The 19861-nt window shown below is 70.4% G+C and carries 23 protein-coding genes, 1 tRNA gene and 1 riboswitch; of the genes, 16 read left to right on the plus strand and 8 right to left on the minus strand.

Annotated features, from left to right (window positions below; genetic code table 11):
* Positions 1-34: 34 nt before the first annotated feature.
* The 5 genes from ORI94_RS16915 to ORI94_RS16930 all read left to right on the plus strand — a co-directional run bounded on the left by ORI94_RS16915 (position 35) and on the right by ORI94_RS16930 (position 3714).
* On the plus strand, positions 35-1567 hold the full coding sequence (locus tag ORI94_RS16915) for an alanine/glycine:cation symporter family protein (protein WP_266076143.1): 1533 nt from the start codon (positions 35-37) through the stop codon (positions 1565-1567).
* 122 nt (positions 1568-1689) lie between these two features.
* On the plus strand, positions 1690-2112 hold the full coding sequence (locus ORI94_RS16920; RefSeq protein ID WP_266076146.1) for a M67 family metallopeptidase: 423 nt from the start codon (positions 1690-1692) through the stop codon (positions 2110-2112).
* A 130-nt stretch (positions 2113-2242) separates the two neighbouring features.
* On the plus strand, positions 2243-2338 hold the full coding sequence (locus tag ORI94_RS35335; protein ID WP_323056066.1) for a putative leader peptide: 96 nt from the start codon (positions 2243-2245) through the stop codon (positions 2336-2338).
* 132 nt (positions 2339-2470) lie between these two features.
* Positions 2471-2758 (plus strand): MoaD/ThiS family protein, encoded by a 288-nt coding sequence (locus ORI94_RS16925; protein WP_062194342.1) that lies wholly within the window; start codon positions 2471-2473, stop codon positions 2756-2758.
* Between the two features lie 5 nt (positions 2759-2763).
* Positions 2764-3714: a PLP-dependent cysteine synthase family protein gene (locus ORI94_RS16930; RefSeq protein WP_266076149.1), complete on the plus strand. Its 951-nt coding sequence runs from the start codon at positions 2764-2766 to the stop codon at positions 3712-3714.
* 118 nt (positions 3715-3832) lie between these two features.
* Here the strand turns inward: ORI94_RS16930 and ORI94_RS16935 are convergent, their stop codons facing one another.
* A complete protein-coding gene (locus ORI94_RS16935; RefSeq protein WP_266076151.1) occupies positions 3833-4339 on the minus strand; it encodes a type II toxin-antitoxin system PemK/MazF family toxin in 507 nt (168 codons plus the stop codon).
* A gap of 202 nt (positions 4340-4541) precedes the next feature.
* Here ORI94_RS16935 and ORI94_RS16940 point away from each other — a divergent pair, with 202 nt between their 5' ends.
* On the plus strand, positions 4542-5294 hold the full coding sequence (locus ORI94_RS16940) for an MBL fold metallo-hydrolase (RefSeq protein WP_266076153.1): 753 nt from the start codon (positions 4542-4544) through the stop codon (positions 5292-5294).
* Between the two features lie 198 nt (positions 5295-5492).
* Here the strand turns inward: ORI94_RS16940 and ORI94_RS16945 are convergent, their stop codons facing one another.
* Together ORI94_RS16945 and ORI94_RS16950 are read right to left on the minus strand one after the other, a co-directional pair.
* Positions 5493-6740 (minus strand): PTS transporter subunit EIIC, encoded by a 1248-nt coding sequence (locus tag ORI94_RS16945; RefSeq protein WP_266076155.1) that lies wholly within the window; start codon positions 6738-6740, stop codon positions 5493-5495.
* Positions 6741-6905: 165 nt separating this feature from the next.
* Positions 6906-8207, minus strand: a complete 1302-nt coding sequence (locus tag ORI94_RS16950) for a PTS transporter subunit EIIC (RefSeq protein ID WP_416237837.1) — start codon at positions 8205-8207, stop codon at positions 6906-6908.
* Between ORI94_RS16950 and ORI94_RS16955 the strand changes: the two genes are divergently transcribed.
* From ORI94_RS16955 to rdgB, 4 genes are all read left to right on the plus strand, one after another.
* Complete coding sequence (locus ORI94_RS16955) at positions 8206-8634, plus strand: PTS glucose/sucrose transporter subunit IIB (RefSeq protein ID WP_266076157.1); 429 nt, start codon at positions 8206-8208, stop codon at positions 8632-8634. The genes ORI94_RS16950 and ORI94_RS16955 overlap by 2 nt on opposite strands.
* A gap of 112 nt (positions 8635-8746) precedes the next feature.
* The gene (rph, locus tag ORI94_RS16960) at positions 8747-9484 is read left to right on the plus strand and encodes a ribonuclease PH (protein ID WP_266076159.1); all 738 of its coding nucleotides are present in this window, start codon (positions 8747-8749) and stop codon (positions 9482-9484) included.
* 159 nt (positions 9485-9643) lie between these two features.
* Entirely contained in the window at positions 9644-10045 is a 402-nt protein-coding gene (locus ORI94_RS16965) for a hypothetical protein (protein WP_266076161.1), read from the plus strand.
* 68 nt (positions 10046-10113) lie between these two features.
* On the plus strand, positions 10114-10716 hold the full coding sequence (gene rdgB, locus ORI94_RS16970; RefSeq protein ID WP_266076163.1) for an RdgB/HAM1 family non-canonical purine NTP pyrophosphatase: 603 nt from the start codon (positions 10114-10116) through the stop codon (positions 10714-10716).
* A 52-nt stretch (positions 10717-10768) separates the two neighbouring features.
* On the opposite strand, the gene ORI94_RS16975 is transcribed toward rdgB, so the two are convergent.
* The 4 genes from ORI94_RS16975 to bcp all read right to left on the minus strand — a co-directional run bounded on the left by ORI94_RS16975 (position 10769) and on the right by bcp (position 12776).
* A tRNA-Leu gene (locus ORI94_RS16975) sits at positions 10769-10852 on the minus strand.
* The gene (locus tag ORI94_RS16980; protein ID WP_266076165.1) at positions 10818-11528 is read right to left on the minus strand and encodes an HNH endonuclease signature motif containing protein; all 711 of its coding nucleotides are present in this window, start codon (positions 11526-11528) and stop codon (positions 10818-10820) included. The genes ORI94_RS16975 and ORI94_RS16980 overlap by 35 nt, the downstream gene beginning before the upstream one ends.
* 11 nt (positions 11529-11539) lie before the next feature.
* The gene (locus ORI94_RS16985) at positions 11540-12175 is read right to left on the minus strand and encodes an HNH endonuclease signature motif containing protein (protein WP_266076167.1); all 636 of its coding nucleotides are present in this window, start codon (positions 12173-12175) and stop codon (positions 11540-11542) included.
* A 133-nt stretch (positions 12176-12308) separates the two neighbouring features.
* Entirely contained in the window at positions 12309-12776 is a 468-nt protein-coding gene (bcp, locus tag ORI94_RS16990) for a thioredoxin-dependent thiol peroxidase (protein ID WP_266076169.1), read from the minus strand.
* Between the two features lie 155 nt (positions 12777-12931).
* On the opposite strand from bcp, the gene ORI94_RS16995 reads away from it, so the two are divergent.
* The 3 genes from ORI94_RS16995 to ORI94_RS17005 all read left to right on the plus strand — a co-directional run bounded on the left by ORI94_RS16995 (position 12932) and on the right by ORI94_RS17005 (position 14197).
* The gene (locus ORI94_RS16995) at positions 12932-13261 is read left to right on the plus strand and encodes a DUF3618 domain-containing protein (protein ID WP_266076494.1); all 330 of its coding nucleotides are present in this window, start codon (positions 12932-12934) and stop codon (positions 13259-13261) included.
* A gap of 49 nt (positions 13262-13310) precedes the next feature.
* The gene (locus ORI94_RS17000; protein WP_042173343.1) at positions 13311-13670 is read left to right on the plus strand and encodes a GroES family chaperonin; all 360 of its coding nucleotides are present in this window, start codon (positions 13311-13313) and stop codon (positions 13668-13670) included.
* 102 nt (positions 13671-13772) lie between these two features.
* A riboswitch (guanidine-III (ykkC-III) riboswitch) is annotated at positions 13773-13835 on the plus strand.
* Between the two features lie 41 nt (positions 13836-13876).
* The gene (locus tag ORI94_RS17005) at positions 13877-14197 is read left to right on the plus strand and encodes a DMT family transporter (protein ID WP_062193523.1); all 321 of its coding nucleotides are present in this window, start codon (positions 13877-13879) and stop codon (positions 14195-14197) included.
* A 33-nt stretch (positions 14198-14230) separates the two neighbouring features.
* On the opposite strand, the gene ORI94_RS17010 is transcribed toward ORI94_RS17005, so the two are convergent.
* Complete coding sequence (locus ORI94_RS17010; RefSeq protein WP_266076174.1) at positions 14231-16597, minus strand: transglycosylase domain-containing protein; 2367 nt, start codon at positions 16595-16597, stop codon at positions 14231-14233.
* 378 nt (positions 16598-16975) lie between these two features.
* Between ORI94_RS17010 and ORI94_RS17015 the strand changes: the two genes are divergently transcribed.
* From ORI94_RS17015 to ORI94_RS17025, 3 genes are all read left to right on the plus strand, one after another.
* On the plus strand, positions 16976-17782 hold the full coding sequence (locus ORI94_RS17015) for an ABC transporter permease (protein ID WP_266076175.1): 807 nt from the start codon (positions 16976-16978) through the stop codon (positions 17780-17782).
* A gap of 106 nt (positions 17783-17888) precedes the next feature.
* Positions 17889-18653 (plus strand): ABC transporter permease, encoded by a 765-nt coding sequence (locus tag ORI94_RS17020; RefSeq protein ID WP_266076177.1) that lies wholly within the window; start codon positions 17889-17891, stop codon positions 18651-18653.
* A 138-nt stretch (positions 18654-18791) separates the two neighbouring features.
* Positions 18792-19838 carry an ABC transporter ATP-binding protein gene (locus ORI94_RS17025; protein WP_266076497.1) on the plus strand — a complete coding sequence of 349 codons (1047 nt, stop codon included), beginning with the start codon at positions 18792-18794 and terminating at the stop codon, positions 19836-19838.
* Positions 19839-19861: the final 23 nt, after the last annotated feature.

A 19861-nucleotide genomic window follows, 5' to 3' on the forward strand; every position in this document is an offset into this window, starting at 1 on the left:
ACGTCAGCACATCCCCACCCCTTGAGGTAGTTCGATGTCACTCGACTCCATCACCACATCCATCGACAACGCAGTCAGCGATTTCTTCGATCCCGTCGCGACCGCGGTCGGCGACATCGTCTTCTACACCGTCCCCGTCGGCGGCACCGACCTTCCGCTCATCGTCGCCTGGCTGGTGATCGCGGGCCTGGTCTTCACCGGCTGGTTCGGCCTCGTCCAGGTGCGCAAGTTCAAGCTCGCCCTCGACGTCGTACGCGGCAAGTACGACGAGGACGGCTCGCCCGGTGAGGTCAACCACTTCCAGGCGCTGACCGCGGCCGTCTCCGGCACCGTCGGCCTCGGCAACATCGCCGGTGTCGCCGTCGCCGTCTCCATCGGCGGCCCCGGCGCCACCTTCTGGATGATCCTCTGTGGTCTGCTCGGCATGGCGACCAAGTTCGTCGAGGTCACCCTCGGCGTGAAGTACCGCGAGCACCACCCGGACGGCACCGTCTCCGGCGGACCCATGCACTACCTGCCCAAGGGCCTCGCCGAGCGCTTCGGCAGCGGCGGCGCCAAGCTCGGCAAGGTCCTCGCCGTGCTCGCCTCGGTCATGATCCTCTTCTTCGGCCTCTTCGGCGGCAACCTGTTCCAGACCAACCAGAGCTACGCCCAGATCTCCTCGACCTTCGGCGGCGAGGACGGCTTCCTGGCCTCCTCCGCGGGCGCGGTGCTGTTCGGTCTGGTCGTCGCCGCCCTGGTCGGCCTCGTGCTGCTCGGCGGCATCCGCTCCATCGCCTCGGTCACCAGCCGGCTGGTCCCGGCGATGGCCGTCATGTACATCGTCGCCTGCCTGGTCGTCATCCTGACCAACGTCACCGCCGTGCCCGACGCGATCGGGACCATCTTCCAGGGTGCCTTCGAGGCCGAAGGCGTAGCGGGCGGTGTGATCGGCGCCCTGATCGTCGGCTTCCAGCGGGCCGCCTTCTCCAACGAGGCCGGCCTCGGCTCCGCCCCGATCGCCCACTCCGCGGTCAAGACCAAGCACCCCGCGAGCGAGGGCCTGGTCGCCCTCCTCGAGCCCTTCATCGACACGGTCGTCGTCTGCACCATGACCGCGCTCACCATCGTCATCGCCAACCCCGCCAGCTGGGGCGAGGCCCGCGAGGGCGAGAGCATCGGCGGCGTCACCATCACCTCCGACGCCTTCGAGACCGTCCTGCCCTGGTTCCCGAACCTGCTGACGGTCGCGGTGCTGCTGTTCGCCTTCTCGACGATCCTGACCTGGGGCTACTACGGCCTCAAGGCCTGGACGTACCTCTTCGGCCGGAGCAAGGCCAGCGAGATCGCCTTCAAGACGGTGTGGAGCGTGTTCGTGGTCGCGGGCTCCCTGCTCTCCCTCGACTCCCTGATCAGCCTCGCCGACTCGGCGCTCTTCCTGCTCGCCGTGTTCAACATCATCGGCCTCTACCTGCTGGCCCCCGTGGTCAAGCGGGAGCTGGACTCCTTCCTGGAGTACGTCCGGGTCCGCAAGGCCGGGGGCCCGGCGCCCGACGCGGACGAGACGGAGACCGCGAAGGCCCTCTGACCCCCGAGGCCACCGGCCGGAGACCTCCGGCCGTCCGGCCGGTGACCCCCAGGTGTCCGGCATCCGGGCCGCTCCGTACCACCCCTCGGTACGGAGCGGCCCGTCTGCTTATCCTGAGCCCCATGCTGACCATCACCCAGGAGCTGTACGACCGGATCGTCGCCCACGCGCGCGAGGACCACCCCGACGAGGCGTGCGGCGTGGTGGCGGGCCCGGCGGGCTCCGGCCGCCCCGAGCGTCTCGTGCCCATGCTGAACGCGGCCCGCTCGCCCACGTTCTACGAGTTCGACTCGAAGGACCTGCTCAGGCTCTACCGCGAGATGGACGACAATGACGAGGAGCCGGTGATCGTCTACCACTCGCACACCGCGACCGAGGCCCGCCCCTCCCGCACCGACGTCTCCCTCGCGAGCGAGCCCGGCGCCCACTACGTCCTGGTCTCCACCGCCGACACCGACGGCCTCGGCGACTTCCAGTTCCGTTCCTTCAGGATCGTGGACGGCGAGGTCACGGAGGAGGAGGTCGAGGTCGTCGAAGCGTACTGAGCCGTGCCGGACCCCGCGCGAGCACCGCGAACCGGGCCCCGACCAGCCTCTTCCCACATACCGGTCGCCCGTCTTCCGGAGTGTGAGACGGCACTCGGATCCGGCTGCCGGGAATCGATACGATGACCCCATGGTTCTCCATGACGTGAGCGACAAGACGCCGGGCAAGCTGCTCGTGGCGCGGCTGCACGTCGACCTGTGCCGACTCGCCAGCGCCATCTGTTGACATCGAGCCTCCCGCCGCAGGGCCCGTGAGCCCCGGCGGCACCACCTCGCACGCACGCGCACGCACCCCCACGCACCGCCCGCGCCGCCGCGCGCCCACCGACAGACGACATCACCGAAGGAGCCCTCCGCCATGGCCATCGAGGTCCGGATCCCGACCATCCTCCGCCAGTACACCGACGGCCAGAAGGCGGTGGAGGGCACCGGGAACACCCTCACCGAGCTCTTCGCCGACCTCGAGACCCGGCACGCCGGCATCCGGGCCCGTCTCGTCGACGACGCCAACGGCGACCAGCTGCGCCGCTTCGTCAACGTGTACCTCAACGACGAGGACGTCCGTTTCCTCGACGGCATCAACACCAAGCTGACCGACGGCGACAGCGTCACGATCCTGCCGGCCGTGGCCGGCGGCATGGCCTGATCCGGATGCGCTACGACTCGCCGCTGGCCGCGGTCGGCAACACCCCGCTGGTACGCCTGCCGCGGCTCTCGCCCTCGGCCGACGTCCGCGTCTGGGCGAAGCTCGAGGACCGCAACCCGACCGGTTCGATCAAGGACCGTCCGGCCATGTTCATGATCGAGCAGGCGGAGAAGGAGGGCCGGCTCACCCCGGGCTGCACCATCCTGGAGCCGACGTCCGGCAACACCGGCATCTCCCTGGCCATGGCCGCCAAGCTCAAGGGCTACCGCATGGTGTGCGTGATGCCCGAGAACACCTCGCAGGAACGCCGGGACCTGCTGTCCATGTGGGGCGCGGAGATCATCTCCTCCCCGGCCGCCGGCGGCTCCAACACCGCCGTACGGGTCGCCAAGGAGATCGGCGCCGAGCACCCCGACTGGGTGATGCTCTACCAGTACGGCAACCCGGACAACGCGGGCGCCCACTACACCACCACCGGCCCGGAGATCCTCGCCGACCTGCCCTCGATCACGCACTTCGTGGCCGGCCTCGGCACCACCGGCACCCTCATGGGCGTCGGCCGCTACCTGCGCGAGCACAAGCCGGACGTACGGATCGTCGCCGCCGAACCCCGCTACGACGACCTCGTCTACGGGCTGCGCAACCTCGACGAGGGCTTCGTCCCCGAGCTGTACGACGCCTCCGTCCTCACCACCCGCTTCTCCGTCGGCTCCGCCGACGCCGTCACCCGCACCCGTGAACTCCTCCAGCAGGAAGGCATCTTCGCCGGTGTCTCCACCGGGGCCGCCCTGCACGCCGCGATCGGCGTCGCGAACAAGGCGCTCAAGGCGGGGGAGAGCGCCGACGTCGTCTTCGTCGTCGCCGACGGCGGCTGGAAGTACCTGTCGACCGGCGTCTACACCGCCGCCACGACGGAGGAAGCCATCGAGACGCTCCAGGGCCAGCTCTGGGCGTGACACGACAGCACCAGGCGCACCAGGCGCGGTACGAAGGGGCCGGAGACCCACTCCGGCCCCTTCGCCCTTCCCTGCGGTGCTCCCGTTCCGTGGGCGCGTCCCGCCTCCGCCGCCGCGCTCACCCCGCCAGGTGCCGGACCCGGTCCCACACCGCCGGGTCCACGACCCCCACCCGGCGCCGGAACTCCCGCACCGGAACCTCGCGCAGCTCGTCCGTCTCCAGGAAACTCGCCCGCCCCCGGGCGTCCCCCACGGACCCCTCGGGCAGCGGGATCACCCCGGCGCGGCCCTCCCGGAAACGGGTCGTGATCTTCGCGACGGTCGCCCGTTCCCCGCGCACCGCCAGCACCAGACACGGCCGGTCCTTCGACGCCCCGTCCCCCGGCGGCCCCCCGTCCCCCGCCCGCGTCCCGTTCCTTGCCCGCGGCACGTCCTCGTAGGGCACGTCGGCCCACCAGATCTCCGCGGGCCGCGGCCGCCCGCCCCTCCCGTCCGTCACCGTCCCCGGCCCGGCCGGCGCGCTCCGGACGCGGGACCGGTGCCCCCGGCCCCACCCGTCCACGAGCGCGGCGACCAGCGCGAGCAGGACCACCGCGACGAGTGCGAGCCACCACGACGTGTTCATGGCCCGACGGTACCGGCGCGGCCCGCACCCGTGCGCCCTCCCGCACGCCCTCCGTGCCCCGCTTCCAGCCGAACCGGTGACAGCACAGGTGAGTTCCCCCACAACCGCCCCTGGCGGAGGAGCGACCGAAGGTTCTGCGCCTTACGCTCGACGAACCGCACGACCCCCGTTTTCACTCCCCGCCAGCGGAGGTTTCTGCTTCATGAAGCTCACCGTCGTCGGCTGCTCGGGGTCGTTCCCGTCCGCGGAGTCGGCCTGCTCGAGCTACCTCGTCGAGGCCGACGGCTTCCGGCTGCTCCTCGACATGGGCAACGGTGCCCTGGGCGAGTTGCAGCGCCACTGCGGTCTCTACGACCTCGACGCGATCTTCCTCAGCCATCTGCACGCCGACCACTGCATCGACATGTGCGCGTACTTCGTGGCGCGCTACTACCGCTACGACGGAGGCCGCTGCGACCCGCTCCCGGTCTACGGACCCGAGGGCACCGAGCACCGGCTGACCACCGCCTACGCGGACACCCCCTCGGCCTCCTCCATGAGCGAGGTCTTCGACTTCCGCACGGTCAAGCCCTCCACCTTCGAGCTCGGCCCGTTCGTCGTGCACACCGAACGCGTCGCGCACCCGGTGGAGGCGTACGCCATCCGGCTCGAGCACGCAGGGAAGTCGCTGACGTACTCCGGCGACACCGGGGTGAGCACGGCGCTCGACGAACTCGCCCACGACACCGACCTGTTCCTGTGCGAGGCCGCGTTCACCGACGGCAAGGAGAACATTCCCGACCTGCATCTCAACGGCCGCGAGGCGGGTGAGACGGCGGCCCGCGCCCGTGCCCGCCGGCTGGTCCTCACCCACATCGCCCCGTGGACCGACCCGCAGGTCAACCTCGCCGACGCCCGCACGGCCTACGACGGTCCGGTGGAACTGGCGGCACCCGGCGCGACGTACGTGGTCTGACCCCTGTACCCCGCCCCGCGCCGCCCCGTGCCCGCACGCGCCGGGGGGCGGGCGGGGGCGGGCGCGCGGGCCGGGGGGGCGCGGGGGGGCCGCCGGCGCGGCCCCGGTCCCCCCCGGCGCGGGGGCCCCGCCCCCGCCGCCCTCGCCGGCGGCGGGGCCCCGGTCACGCCGCTGTCGCCGCGCGGCGACGGGGACCGCTCACGCCTTCGTGGTGTCCTCGACCTCCTCCTCGGGCTCGCGGCCCGGGGTCGGCAGGTCGAACTTGACGATGGCGAAGCGGAAGAGCGCGTAGTAGATCGCCGCGAACACCAGCCCGATGGGGATGATCAGCCACGGCCTGGTCGCCAGGTTCCAGTTGAGCCCGTAGTCGATGGCGCCCGCCGAGAAGGTGAAGCCCGCGTGCACCCCGAGCGCCCAGGTGACCGCCATGGACAGGGCGGTGAGCACCGCGTGGATCACGTACAGCGCCGGGGCGATGAACATGAACGCGAACTCGATCGGCTCGGTCACACCGGTCACGAAGGAGGTCAGCGCCAGGGAGACCATCATGCCCATCACGGCCTTGCGGCGCTCCGGGCGGGCGGCGTGCGCGATGGCGATCGCGGCGGCCGGCAGGCCGAACATCATGATCGGGAAGAAGCCCGACATGAACATTCCGGCGTCCGGGTCACCCGCGAAGAAGCGGTTCAGGTCGCCGTGCACGACCTCGCCCGCCGCGTTGGTGAAGTCACCGATCTGGAACCAGGAGACGGTGTTCACGAACTGGTGCATGCCGATCGGGATCAGCGCGCGGTTGATCAGACCGAACAGACCCGCGCCCACCGCGCCGAGACCGGTGATCCACTCACCGACCGCCGAGATGCCGTCACCGATCGGCTCCCACACCAGGCCGAAGAAGACACCCATCGCGGTGCCGACGAACGCCATGATGATCGGCACGAGCCGGCGTCCGTTGAAGAAGCCGAGCCAGTCCACCAGCTTCTTGCGGTGGTAGCGCTGCCACAGCACCGCCGCCAGCAGACCCATCAGGATGCCGCCGAGGACACCGGGGTTGTTGTAGGTCGCGGCTATGTCCGCGCCGTCCTGGACCTTCGCCTCGGTGACGGGGAACGCCTTCAGGACGTTGCTGTAGACCAGGAAGCCGACCAGGGCGGCGAGCGCCGTGGAACCGTCCGCCTTCCTGGCGAAGCCGATGGCCACACCGATGCAGAACAGCATCGGCAGGTTGTCGAAGATGGCGCCACCGGCCGTGGCGAACACCGCTGTGACCTTGTCGGGCAGGTTCAGCTTCTCCTGGACGTCGGCCTGGCCGAGCCGCAGCAGGATGCCCGCCGCCGGCAGGACGGCGATCGGGAGCTGCAGGCTGCGACCGACCTTTTGCAGGCCCTGGAACAGGCCGGATCCCCGCTTCTTCGCGGGAGCCGCCGAGGCGGTGGCGGAGCTCATACTTCCTCCATCGTGGTGGTCTACACCACCCAGTGGTGTAGACCTGTTGTAGCACGATGAAGGCCGTGTAAGGAACCCGCGAATTGTGCAACCGGAGCACTACGCCCCGTACCCGTGATCCGGGGGTGCGCCCGCGGGCCCGAAGGCCCGAACGGCCGGTACCGGTCAGGCCTTGGTGGTGTCCTCCACCTCCTCCTCCGGCTCCCGGCCCGGAGTCCTCAGATCGAACCTCGTGATCGCGAACCGGAAGACCACGTAGTACACCACCGCGAAGCACAGCCCGATCGGGACGATCAGCCACGGCCTGGTCGCCAGGTTCCAGTTGATGACGTAGTCGATCAGCCCCGCCGAGAAACTGAACCCGTCGTGCACCCCGAGCCCCCACGTCACCGCCATCGACACGCCCGTCAGCACCGCGTGCATTATGTACAGCGCCGGCGCGACGAACAGGAACGAGTACTCGACCGGCTCCGTGATGCCCGTGACGAACGACGTCAGCGCCACCGACAGCATCAGGCCGCCGACCTCCTTGCGCCGGGCCGGCCGCGCGCAGTGCGTGATCGCCAGCGCCGCCGCCGGCAGCGCGAACATCATGATCGGGAAGAAACCGGACAGGAACTGCCCGGCGTCCGGGTCGCCCGCCAGGAACATGTTGATGTCGCCGTGCACCACCGAACCGTCCGGCCTGGTGTAACTGCCGAACTGGAACCACACCGGCACGTTCAGGAACTGGTGCAGCCCCACCACCAGCAGCGCCCGGTTCGCCACACCGAACACACCCGCACCCCACGCGCCCAGCCCCACCATCCAGTCGCTGAGACCCTCCAGCGCGTCACCGACCGGCGGCCAGATCCACAGGCACAGCGCGGCGAACACGATCGCCGCGAACGCCATGATGATCGGCACGAGCCGCCGGCCGTTGAAGAAGCCCAGCCAGTCCACCAGCTTCGTACGGTGGAACCGCTGCCAGAAGTACGCCGCCATCAGCCCGATGACGATGCCGCCGAACACCCCCGGATTCTGGTACTCGAACGCCGTCACCGTCCCGTCCGCCACCCGGCACCCGACGGCGGCGACCGCCTCCGAACCCTCCGGGCAGTCCTGCGGGAACTGACGCAGCACGTTGTAGTAGACGAGGAACCCCGCCACCGCCGCCAGCGCCGTCGACCCGTCCGCCTTCTTCGCCACACCGATGGCCACACCCACGCAGAACAGCAGCGGCAGCCCCAGCGAACCGTCGAGCAGCGCGCCACCCGCCCCCACCATCACCCTGGAGACGTCCGTCCAGCCGAGCCCGCCCTCCCCGAACACGTCCGGCTGGCCCAGCCGGTTGAGGATGCCCGCCGCCGGCAGCACCGCGATCGGCAGCTGCAGGCTGCGGCCCATCTTCTGCAGCCCCTGGAAGAAGCGGTGCCGGCGTTCCCGCGGAGGGCCGGCCGAAGGCCCGGCACCGGCGGGATTCCGCATGCTCATCCGGTCCCCCTCACTGGCAGACGTCCGCGACGGGGTTTGTCGACGGTCCCCCCGGTGGTGTAGACCAGCTGGGGACGGTCCCGCTGTCGTGACGCCATCCTTCGGCACCGACGGCACGACCGCTCGCGAAGATGGGCCAACTGTGGGTTACTGCGACCAAAGCGGTTCGGATCAGGGAGAAGCGAACATGGCCACCAAGGCTGAGAAGATCGTCGCCGGACTCGGCGGCATCGACAACATCGAAGAGATCGAAGGCTGCATCACCCGCCTCCGCACCGAAGTCGTCGACCCCGCCAAGGTCGACGACGCCGCACTGAAGGCCGCGGGCGCCCACGGCGTCGTCAAGATGGGCACCGCCATCCAGGTCGTCATCGGCACCGACGCCGACCCCCTCGCAGCCGACATCGAGGACATGATGTGACAGCCGCACAGCTGTGACAGCCGGAACTCCCGGCCCCCGAGGGCCCCTTTCCCAGCGGCAGCAGCCCGCCGCACGGGAAAGGGGCCCCTCCCGTGCGACTAGGCTCGACGCCATGTCTCGAAACGACGGCCGCACCCCCGAACAACTCCGCCCGGTCACCATCGAACGCGGCTGGAGCAAGCACGCCGAGGGCTCCGTCCTCGTCTCCTTCGGCGACACCAAGGTCCTGTGCACCGCCTCCGTCACCGAAGGCGTCCCCCGCTGGCGCAAGGGCAGCGGTGAGGGCTGGGTGACCGCCGAGTACTCGATGCTCCCCCGCGCCACCCACACCCGCGGCGACCGCGAAGCCGTCCGCGGCCGCATCGGCGGACGCACCCACGAGATCAGCCGCCTCATCGGCCGGTCCCTGCGCGCCGTCATCGACTACAAGCAACTCGGCGAGAACACCGTCGTCCTCGACTGCGACGTCCTCCAGGCCGACGGCGGCACCCGCACCGCAGCCATCACCGGCGCCTACGTCGCCCTCGCCGACGCCCTCAACTGGTCCAGGGACAACAAGCTCATCCGCGCCAGCCGCCAGCCCCTCACCGGCACCGTCAGCGCCGTCTCCGTCGGCATCGTCGACGGCACCCCCCTCCTCGACCTCTGCTACGAGGAGGACGTCCGTGCCGACACCGACATGAACGTCGTCTGCACCGGCGACGGCCGCTTCGTCGAAGTCCAGGGCACCGCCGAGGCCCAGCCCTTCGACCGGACCGAACTGAACGCACTCCTCGACCTCGCCGTCACCGGCTGCGCCGAACTGACTACCGCACAGCGCACCGCACTTGATAGCGTCCTCGAAAGGTAAAAGGCGCACCAAGGGCGTGGCCGACGCGGGCAACCGCGCCGGCCACCCCCGCGTCTACAGGGGTACGGACGTACGGATCGACTCGGCTCCGCCCGACTCGCCCCCGGGCGCCCGGTCAGCGAGGAGGGCCGTCCCGGCCCCACGAGGGAAGGACCGTCCATGGCCGCGAGCCGCCGACGCCGCCGCACCACCACCGTCGCCGCCACACTGGCCGCCGTCGCACTCACCGCCGGACTCACCACCGGCTGCAGCGCCGTCGACAAGGCACTCGACTGCGTCCGCACCGCCGACGCCATCGCCGACAGCGTCACCGAACTCCAGCAGGCCGTCGACAACGCCTCCAACGACGCCACCCAGCTCGAGGAGTCCCTCGACTCCATCGACCAGAACCTCGGCGAGATAGGCGACCAGACCGACAACGCCGACGTCGGCAAGGCCGTCGACGACCTCGACAAGGCCGTCGGCAACGTCCGCACCTCCATCGACAACGGCGACCCCACCCCCGACATCAGCCCGGTCACCGACGCCGCCGGCGAGCTGACCAAGGTCTGCACGCCGTAGGAACCGCCGCAGGACCGGGCGGGGAGCAGCCGGCGGGGACGGCCGTGGGGCCCGGAATACTGGACCCCATGACCCGCCTGATCCTCGCCACCCGCAACGCCGGAAAGATCACCGAACTCCGGTCGATCCTCACCGAAGCCACACTGCCCCACGAACTCGTCGGCGCCGACGCCTACCCCGACGTCCCCGACGTCAAGGAAACCGGCACCACCTTCGCCGAGAACGCCCTCCTCAAGGCCCACGCCCTCGCCCGCGCCACCGGCCACCCCGCCGTCGCCGACGACTCCGGCCTCTGCGTCGACGTCCTCGGCGGCGCCCCCGGCATCTTCTCCGCCCGCTGGGCCGGCCGCCACGGCGATGACCGGGCCAACCTCGAGCTGCTCCTGGCCCAGCTCTCCGACATCGCCGACCCCCACCGCGGCGCCCACTTCGCCTGCGCCGCCGCCCTCGCCCTCCCCGACGGCACACAGCGCGTCGTCGAAGGCCGGCTGAGGGGCACCCTGCGCCACGCCCCCACCGGCACGAACGGCTTCGGCTACGACCCGGTCCTCCAGCCGGAGAACGAGACCCGCACCTGCGCGGAGCTCTCCCCGGCGGAGAAGAACGCCATCAGCCACCGCGGCAAGGCCTTCCGGGCCCTGGTGCCGGCGGTACGGGAGCTGCTGGGCTGAGCCCACATGGCAACGGCCTGCACATCATCCTTCGATGCGCAGGCCGTTAGTGTGCGGCGGAAGGGATTCGAACCCTCAAGCCCGATCAAGGGCCACAGATCCTAAGTCTGCCGCGTCGCCGTTGCGCCACCGCCGCTGGTGCCTGTCATGGTACCGGGGGTCGTGCATTGCCTGGCGCCTCCCCTGCACCACGTGCTGGTGATCGCGTGGCAGTTGGGACAGAGCAACCGCAAGTTCTCACGCCGGTCGTCCCGCCATTCTCCGTTGATGTGATCGACCTCCAACGTCATCGGCATCCCGCGCCAGTTGGGCCCGATGCCACACGTGGCGCAGCGTTCGGGTACACCGATCTCGCGTAGGGCTCGACGGAGTTGTGGTGTTCTCGTGCGGTGCTTGCTGCTGTGCAGGACCAGGATGTCTTCAGGGCTCTTCACAGGGTTGGAGCTCGACCTTCCTCGCCGGTGCGCCTGTCCCAGAAAGTGCGCGGTTGAAATCCGCTCCTCCGCGATCCATGACCGCACCATTGCGCGCTGGCTGGTGTTGTCGGGGCGACCCAAGCGGCTCAGGACCTCAGCCATGGAGGTCGACGCCGTGACGACTGTGCGTAGTTCGTTCCTTGCGGGCCTCGCGCGGCGCATGGTGAGTCTGCCTCGATGACGGAAGTGAGAGACGTCGATGCCGTAGTGCTCGAAGCGCTTGTACAGGTATCGCCGAAGCGTTTCGTAGGGCCGGGTGCCGAAGAAGGCGATGACTTCGTCGATGTCGGAGCAGCGTGTGGCTGCCTCGGCCATGCGCTCACGGGTGTACAGCATGCCGCGGCCCCTCAGGCACCGCTCCTTGTGCGTCCCGTGCCACGCCCTCGGTAGCTGTCCGTCGTCGAGTGGCAATTGGGGCAGAGCAGGCGCAGGTTCTCGATCCGGTTGTTCCGCCAATTACCGTCGATGTGATCGACCTCGAGCGGCAGTGGCTTTCCCAGCCACAGGGCGTCCAACCCGCACAGGGCACAGTGTTCGTTCATTCCCGTTTCAAGCATCGCGCGCTTGAGTCGGCTGCCGTCGATGCGTCTGGCCCCACTGGGCGACCGCTCGAAGAGGATGCCCCTCCCGGTCCGGGCGCGCGCGGTCGGCACTTCAAAGTGCGAGGTGTCGATGCCGTACCCCCTGATACGACGGCTGATGTGCGTGTGATGACCTCCGACCACTTCGAGACCGAGATGGCGCAGTACCTCGCACATGTTGGTCGAAGCGGATACCGCTGCTTGCAGAACGTCCCTGGTCCATCGCACTCCGCTCGGTTCGAAGTGTGAAACGTCCACGTCCAATCTCTTCACCCGTTCCCGGATGTACGCCCGCGTCGAACTTTTCGGATCCACCCCCAACCGCACCAACGCCTCCGACAACGTCCGTGCCCCCCCGGCCGCCTCATCCAGGCGCTCCTTGGTGTACGCGCTTGCCCCCATTGGGCCCCTCCGTTCCCGGCCACCCGTTCGTGGACTCGTACGGAGTAACGAACCGTTTGTCGGACGGTCACGCACGACATGCGGAACGGCCCTTACCGGGGCGTGGGCAAGGGCCGTTCGCGGGTACCGCGTCTCAGACGCCCAGGTCCCTGATGATCTTGGCCACGTGGCCCGTCGCCTTGACGTTGTAGAGGGCGCGTTCGACCTTGCCCTCCTCGTCGACGACGACCGTGGAACGGATCACGCCGACGACCGTCTTGCCGTACAGCTTCTTCTCGCCGAAGGCGCCGTACGCCTCCAGGACCTGCTTGTCGGGGTCGGCGAGGAGGGTGACCTTCAGGGACTCCTGCTCGCGGAACCTGGCGAGCTTCTCGGGCTTGTCGGGGGAGATGCCGACGACGTCGTAGCCCGCCCCGGCCAGCAGGTCCAGGTTGTCGGTGAAGTCACAGGCCTGCTTGGTGCAGCCGGGGGTGAGGGCCGCCGGGTAGAAGTAGACGACGACCTTGCGGCCCTTGTAGTCGGCCAGGGACACCTCGGTGCCGTCCGCGTCGGGCAGGGTGAAGGCGGGGGCCACGTCTCCGGGCTCGAGGCGTTCGCTCATCGGTCGGGTCTCCTCTTACGTACACACTGGGGGGGGATCGGATGCCGGGATCGAGGGTATCCGGGTGCCCTGACCGTGCGGTGCGGCGCGAAGCTGACAGACTGTCCGGCACAGGTACGGCTTTTATGGTTTCAGCGGATTTCGGAGGCGACACGGTGGCGGACACGGCGGACACCAGGACCCCGGCGCAGATCGAGGCGGACATCAGTCGCCGTCGCGCGGTGCTGGCCGAGACCCTGGACGAGATCGGCGTGCGGGTGCATCCGAAGACGATCGTCGGGGACGCGAAGGCCAGGGTCGCGTCCAACGTCGACCACACGCTCGGCAGGGCGTACGTCGGCGTCAATCGGGTGGTGAGCGACGTCAAGGCGCAGTTCGTGGACGTGGACGGGTCGCCGCGGCTCGAACGGGTCGTGCCGGCCGCGGTCCTGGTGGTGGGCGTGGTGGGGCTGCTGGCCCTGGGGTCCCGTCGGCGCGGGCGCTGATCCGGACCCGAGCGCGTACGTCCGTGGTGAAGGCAGGTAGGTTTCAGGCGTGAGCGCCAAGAAGAACGAGCACGACCCCCGGCACGACGACAAGCTGCCCATCCGGATGCTGCACGACCGCGTGCTCGTGCGGCAGGACGCGAGCGAGGGCGAGCGGCGGTCCGGGGGCGGCATCCTGATTCCCGCGACGGCGGCGGTCGGCCGTCGGCTGGCCTGGGCCGAGGTCGTCGCGGTGGGACAGAACGTCCGGACGGTGGAGGCGGGGGACCGGGTGCTGTACGACCCGGAGGACCGCGCGGAGGTCGAGGTGCGGGGTACCGCGTACGTGCTCATGCGCGAGCGTGATCTGCACGCGGTGGCCGCGGACCGGTTCGAGGGGTCGGAGGACTCGACGGGCCTGTACCTGTAGCTCTGTGGGCCGGTGGCTCTGGGGGCCGGTGGAGCTGTGCGGAAGGGCTGGTGACCGTGGTCACCAGCCCTTCCGGCCGCCCCGGCCGGGGACCTAGAGTGGACGGACCCGACACCGGGCCCCGACGAGACGCGCCGTACCGGGGTGAGGCAAAGACGACGCACTCCCGTTTCGATACGTCGAGTGGTGTCCCGGAGGTGCCTGTCGTGGCGTGGGTCCTGTTGGTCGTGGCCGGTCTGCTCGAGGTGGGCTGGGCGATCGGGATGAAGTACACCGAGGGGTTCACCCGGCTGGTGCCCAGCCTGTTCACCGGCGCCGGCATCGTGGCGAGCATGGTGCTGCTGTCGTACGCGGCGAAGACGCTCCCGATCGGTACGGCGTACGGCGTGTGGGTGGGGATCGGTGCCGCCGGGGCGGCGGTGCTGGGCATGGCGGTGCTGGGGGAGCCGGTGACCGCCGCCCGGGTCTTCTTCGTGTGCCTGCTGGTGGTCGCGGTGGTGGGGCTGAAGGCGACGTCGGGGCACTGAGCCCCGCCGGTGCGGGGGAGCCGCGCGGCGCGGTCAGTCGCCGCGGGGGCGGGGGATGAATCCGGTGAGGCCGCCGCGGTCGCCCGTGCCGGTGTCCTCGCCGGTTCCGCCCGCCCCGCCGGTTTCCCCGGGTCCGTCGCCGTCCGTGTCGCCCGTGGTGCCGGTCGGCCCGTCCGTGGTTCCGCCGGTCTGCCCGGCTCCGCCGTCCGTGCCGCCACCGGCCGTGGTGTCGCCGTTGGTGCCGTCGCTCGTCCCGCCTCCCGTGCTGTTCCCGTCCTCGCCGGTGCCGTCGCCCGGGCTGCGGCTCGCGCTCCCGTCCGTTCCGGGGGTCCTGGACGTGCCGTCGCCCGGGGCGGTGGCGGAGGGGAGGGCGCTGGAGTCGGCGGTCGGTGGCGCGGTCCGTTCGGCGCCGGCCTGCAGGTCGAGGTCGAAGTCGCTGACGGGTTCGCCCTCCAGCGCGTCCCGGGTGAACTGGGCCCAGATCTCGGCGGGTGCCCCGCCGCCGTTGACGCGGGGCATGCCCATCGCGCCGTACAGCTTCTCCTGTGCGGCGGTGTCCGGGTTCTGGCCCATGACCGCGACGACGGTGGCGAGTTCGGGGGTGTAGCCGGCGAACCAGGCGGCCTTGTCCTCCTCCGCGGTGCCGGTCTTGCCGGCGGCGGGGCGGCCCGCGGCCAGGGCGGCGGCCGCGGTGCCGTTCTGGACGACGCCGCGCAGGACGGCGGTGGTGGTGTCGGCGGCTTCGCGGCTGACGGCCCGGCGGGTCTTCCGTTCGGGCAGCGGCACCGTCTCCTTCCCGTCCTTGGTGACCTTCTCGATCAGGACGGGGTCGCCGTGCACGCCGTGGTTGGCGAGGGTCGCGTAGGCCTCGGCCATGTCCAGGGTGCTGGCGGTGGCGACGCCGAGGGCGATGGACGGGGAGGGGGTCAGTTCGGGTGTGGTGGAGGGGATGCCGAGACCGATGGCGGTCTGCTGGACCTTGTCGGAGCCGACGTCGACCGCCATCTGGGCGTAGACGGCGTTGACGGACTTGTCGGTGGCCTCGCGGACGGTGATGTGGCCGTACGACCGGTCGTCCTCGTTGGCCGGGGCGTAGCGGCCGCCGGGCCAGCCCTCGACGGGCCGTTTGTTGGTGCCGTCGTAGACGGTGTTCGGGGTGATGGGGCGGCCACCCTGGGTGCTGGAGTCGTTCTCGACGGCCGAGGCGAACACGAACGGCTTGAAGATGGAGCCGACCTGGTAATCCCTGCGGGTGGCGTTGGGGGTGTACTGCTTGACGTAGTCGATGCCGTTGTACATCGCGCGGACCTTGCCGGTCCTCGGCTCGACGGCGGTGCCGCCGGCACGGACGTACGTGTCGACCTCGCGTTCCTCCGGGTCGAGCCGGTCCATCAGGTTGTCGTTGACGGAGTCGACGAAGGCGTCCTGCTTGTCCTTCTGCAGGGTGGTGGTGATGCGGTAGCCGCCGGCGTCGAGTTCCTCCTCGCCGACGATCCCGTTCCCGGTCAGGTGGTCCTTCATGATCTGCACGATGTAGCCGCGCTGGCCCGACATGCCGGTGGAGTTGGTGTTCCCCTTGGGGGTGGGGAACGTCAGCCCGGCCCGCTCGGTCGCGCCCAGCCAGCCCTTCTCGACCATGCCGTCCAGGACGTAGTTCCAGCGGGACTCGGCGGCCGACCGGTTCTCCGGGTGGGCGACGACGTCGTACTGGCTGGGGGCGTTGACCAGGGCGGCGAGGTAGGCGGCGCGGCCGGCGTCGAGGTCCTGCGCGTCCACGCCGTAGTAGGCGTGGGCGGCGGCCTGGATGCCGTAGGCGTTGCGGCCGAAGTAGCTGGTGTTGAGGTAGCCCTCGAGGATCTTGTCCTTGCTCTGCTCGCGGTCCAGCTTGATGGCGATGAAGAACTCCTTCACCTTGCGGGTGACGGTCTGCTCCTGCTGCAGGTAGTAGTTCTTCACGTACTGCTGGGTGATGGTGGAGCCGGACTGCTTGCCCTTGCCGGTGGCGGTGTTCCAGGCGGCGCGGATCATGGCCTGGGGGTCGACGGCGGACTCGGTGTAGAAGTCGCGGTCCTCGGCTGCGAGGACGGCGTGCTGCGCTTCCTCGGAGACCCGGCCGAGGCCGACGTTCTCCCGGTTGACCTCGCCGTCCCGGGCGATGACGGAGCCGTCGGCGTAGAGGTAGACGTTGGCCTGTTTGATCGCGAGGGCGTTGGCGGGCGGGATCTGCACGAGGGTGTAGCCGAGGAGGAAGACGCCGAGGAGCAGGAGTGCGCCGAGGAGGAGGGCGCTGAGCGTCGTCCGCCAGGTGGGGACGGCCCGGCGCCATCCGGTGCGCCCGCGCCTGGGCTCTCGGGGGCCCCGGCCCCGGCCGGACTGCTGTGGCTGCGGCTCGTCGCTCATCTCGTGCACGGACTCCTGTTTCGCCTTGTTCCTGCCGGTACGACCGGTACAGCCGGTACAGCCAGTACAGCCGATACGGCCGATACGGCCGATACAACTGTTGTGGCCGATACAGCCGTAACAGTCGGTACGCGTGATGCATGTGTGTACGCGTCGTGCGTCCCCTTATAGAAGACTCTCGCATCCGGCGAACCGTTCCTGTCGGCGGCGCGTGTCGGCCCGCCGTACGGCATCTCCCACTCATGGCCCCGAAGCGCCGGAAAATGCCTGGCAGTGCGTCGGCCGCGGGTACTAGGTTCGTGCGCTCGGGCGTTTTCGAAGGCGTCGGACGAGTACGCCGGGCGGGTGCGCCGGGCGGGGCGAGGACCGGAGGCGGTGGTGGGGGGAGGCACGGCCCGGCTGTACACGGCGGTGGCGGCGGGCGGTTTCCGGCGGTACGCGACCTACCGGGCGGCGACGGCGGCCGGGGTGTTCACCAACACCGTCTTCGGCCTGATCCTCGTGTACACCTACCTGGCGCTGTGGAACGAGCGGCCGGACCTCGGCGGCTACGGGCAGGCGCAGGCGGTCACGTACGTGTGGCTGGGGCAGGCGCTCTACGCGACGCTGGCCGTTCAGGGCGGCGGCTTCGAGGTCGAGCTGATGGAGCGGATCCGTACGGGTGCCGTCGCGATCGACCTGTACCGTCCCGCCGACCTGCAGGGATGGTGGCTGGCGCAGGACCTGGGCCGCTCGGTGTTCCAGCTGCTGGGGCGGGGCGTGGCCCCCTTCCTGTTCGGGGTGGCGGTCTTCCCCGTGGAACTGCCGGACGCTCCGCTGACCTGGGCCGCCTTCCTGGCGGCGGTGCTGCTGGCGATGGTGGTCAGTTTCGCGATCCGCTACCTGGTGGCGCTGAGCGCGTTCTGGCTGCTGGACGGCACGGGGGCGCTGCAGATGCTGATGATCGTGGGGATGTTCTGTTCGGGCATGGTGCTGCCGCTGAACGTCTTCCCGGGCGTGCTCGGCGAGGTCGTACGGGTGCTGCCCTGGGCGGCGCTGCTCCAGGGGCCGGCCGACGTCCTGATGGGGGAGGCGAGTGTGCTGCGGGTCTTCGCGCTCCAGGGCGCGTGGGCGGTGGCGCTGCTGGCGGTGGGGCGGCTGCTGCAGACGGCGGCGACCCGGCGGGTGGTGGTCCAGGGTGGCTGAGGGCGGCGGGCGGATCGGAGGATTCGATTCCGTTCCTGGTGCAGGGCGGCTCGGCAGGTGGTCCGGGGCGGCGCGGGGGGCGCGCGCGTACGGGCTGATCGCGGGGATGTGGATCCGCTCGACCATGGTGTACCGGACGTCGTTCGTCCTGACGACCATCGGCGGTGTCGCGGTGACCGGCCTTGACTTCGTCGGCATCGCGCTGATGTTCTCGCACGTCGACGTGCTGGCCGGCCACACTCTGGCCGAGGTGGCCTTCCTGTACGGCCTGTCCATGGTGTCGTTCGGCCTCGCGGATCTGGCGCTGGGCTCGATGGACCGGCTGGGGCGCCGGGTGCGGGACGGCACGCTCGACACGCTGCTGGTGCGGCCGGTGCCGGTGCTCGCGCAGGTCGCCGCGGACCGCTTCGCCCTGCGCCGCGTGGGGCGCCTGCTGCAGGGGCTGGTGGTCCTCGGCTGGGCGCTCGCCGCGCTCGACGTCGACTGGACGGTCCCGAAGCTGCTGCTGATGCCGGTGACGGTGGTCAGCGGCGCGGCGATCTTCTGCGCGGTGTTCGTGGGGGGCGCGGCCTTCCAGTTCGTGGCGCAGGACGCGTCCGAGGTGCAGAACGCGTTCACCTACGGCGGTCAGACGATGCTGCAGTATCCGCCGGTGCTGTTCGCGCAGGAACTGGTGCGCGGGGTGACGTTCGTGCTGCCGCTCGCCTTCGTCAACTGGATCCCCGCGTGCTACGTGTTGGGGCGGCCGTATCCGCTGGACCTGCCCGGGTGGGCGGCGTTCGCGGCACCGGCCGTGGCGGCGGTGTGCTGCGCGGCGGCCGGGTGGGCGTGGCGGGCGGGGCTGCGTTCGTATCGGAGTACAGGGAGTTAGCGGGCCGTGGGCAACGACAGCGCGTACGACGAGGGTGGAGGCGGCGACGGGAGCCGTGACGGCGGTGGCGGAGGCCGCCGGGCCGGTGGTGGCGGAGGCCGTGAGGACGGCGGCGGGAGCCGTGAGGACCGGGAGTTCATCCTTCTCGACCGGGTCGAGAAGGTCTTCGACGTGCGGAAGAAGACCGGGTTCATGAAGCGGGAGCGGCGGAGGGTGCGGGCCGTGGACTCGCTCTCGTTCTCCGTGGCCCGCGGTGAGATGGTCGGCTACATCGGGCCGAACGGCGCGGGCAAGTCGACCACGATCAAGATGCTGACCGGGATCCTCACCCCGAGCGGCGGCCGGCTGCGGGTGGCCGGCATCGACCCCACCCGGGAGCGGATGCGGCTGGCGCACCGCATCGGGGTGGTGTTCGGGCAGCGGACGACGCTGTGGTGGGATCTTCCGCTGCTCGACTCGTACCGGCTGATGCACCGCATGTACCGGATTCCCGACGCCCGTTACCGCGCGAACCTGGACCGGCTCGTCGAACTCCTCGACCTGGGCGACCTGCTGGACACCCCGGTACGGCAGCTCTCCCTGGGGCAGCGGATGCGCGGCGACATCGCGGCGGCGCTGCTGCACGACCCGGAGGTGCTGTACCTGGACGAGCCGACCATCGGCCTGGACGTCGTCTCCAAGACCAAGGTGCGGGACTTCCTGCGGGAGCTGAACGCCGAGCGGGCGACGACGGTGCTGCTGACCACGCACGACCTGCAGGACATCGAGCAGCTGTGCTCGCGGGTGATGGTCATCGACCACGGCCGCCTGGTGTACGACGGTGCGCTCGCCGGCCTGCACCGGGCGGGGGAGAGCGAACGGACGCTGGTGGTGGACCTGGAACGGGAGGTGCCGCCGATCGACGTGCCGGCGCCCGCGCGGGTGGTGCGGGTGGAGGGGCCGAGGCAGTGGCTGGCGTTCCCGGCGGCGCAGTCGGCGGCCCCGCTGGTGGCGCGGATCGCGGCGGAGTACCCGTTGGTGGACCTTTCGGTGCGGGAGCCGGACATCGAGGCCGTGATCGCGAAGATGTACGCGGAGCGGGCGGACCGGGGGCATCAGGCGGACCGGGGGCGCCAGGCGGAGGAGGCCCTCGGGGGCACCTCGCCCGACGCCCGGGACGAGGGCGCAGGGCGGGTGGTCTCGTAGCCCTCGGCCGGGGGACCTCGTAG

Origin of the sequence: Streptomyces sp. NEAU-W12 (assembly GCF_026242095.1) — a bacterium.
In the GTDB taxonomy this organism is placed as follows: Bacteria; Actinomycetota; Actinomycetes; order Streptomycetales; family Streptomycetaceae; genus Streptomyces.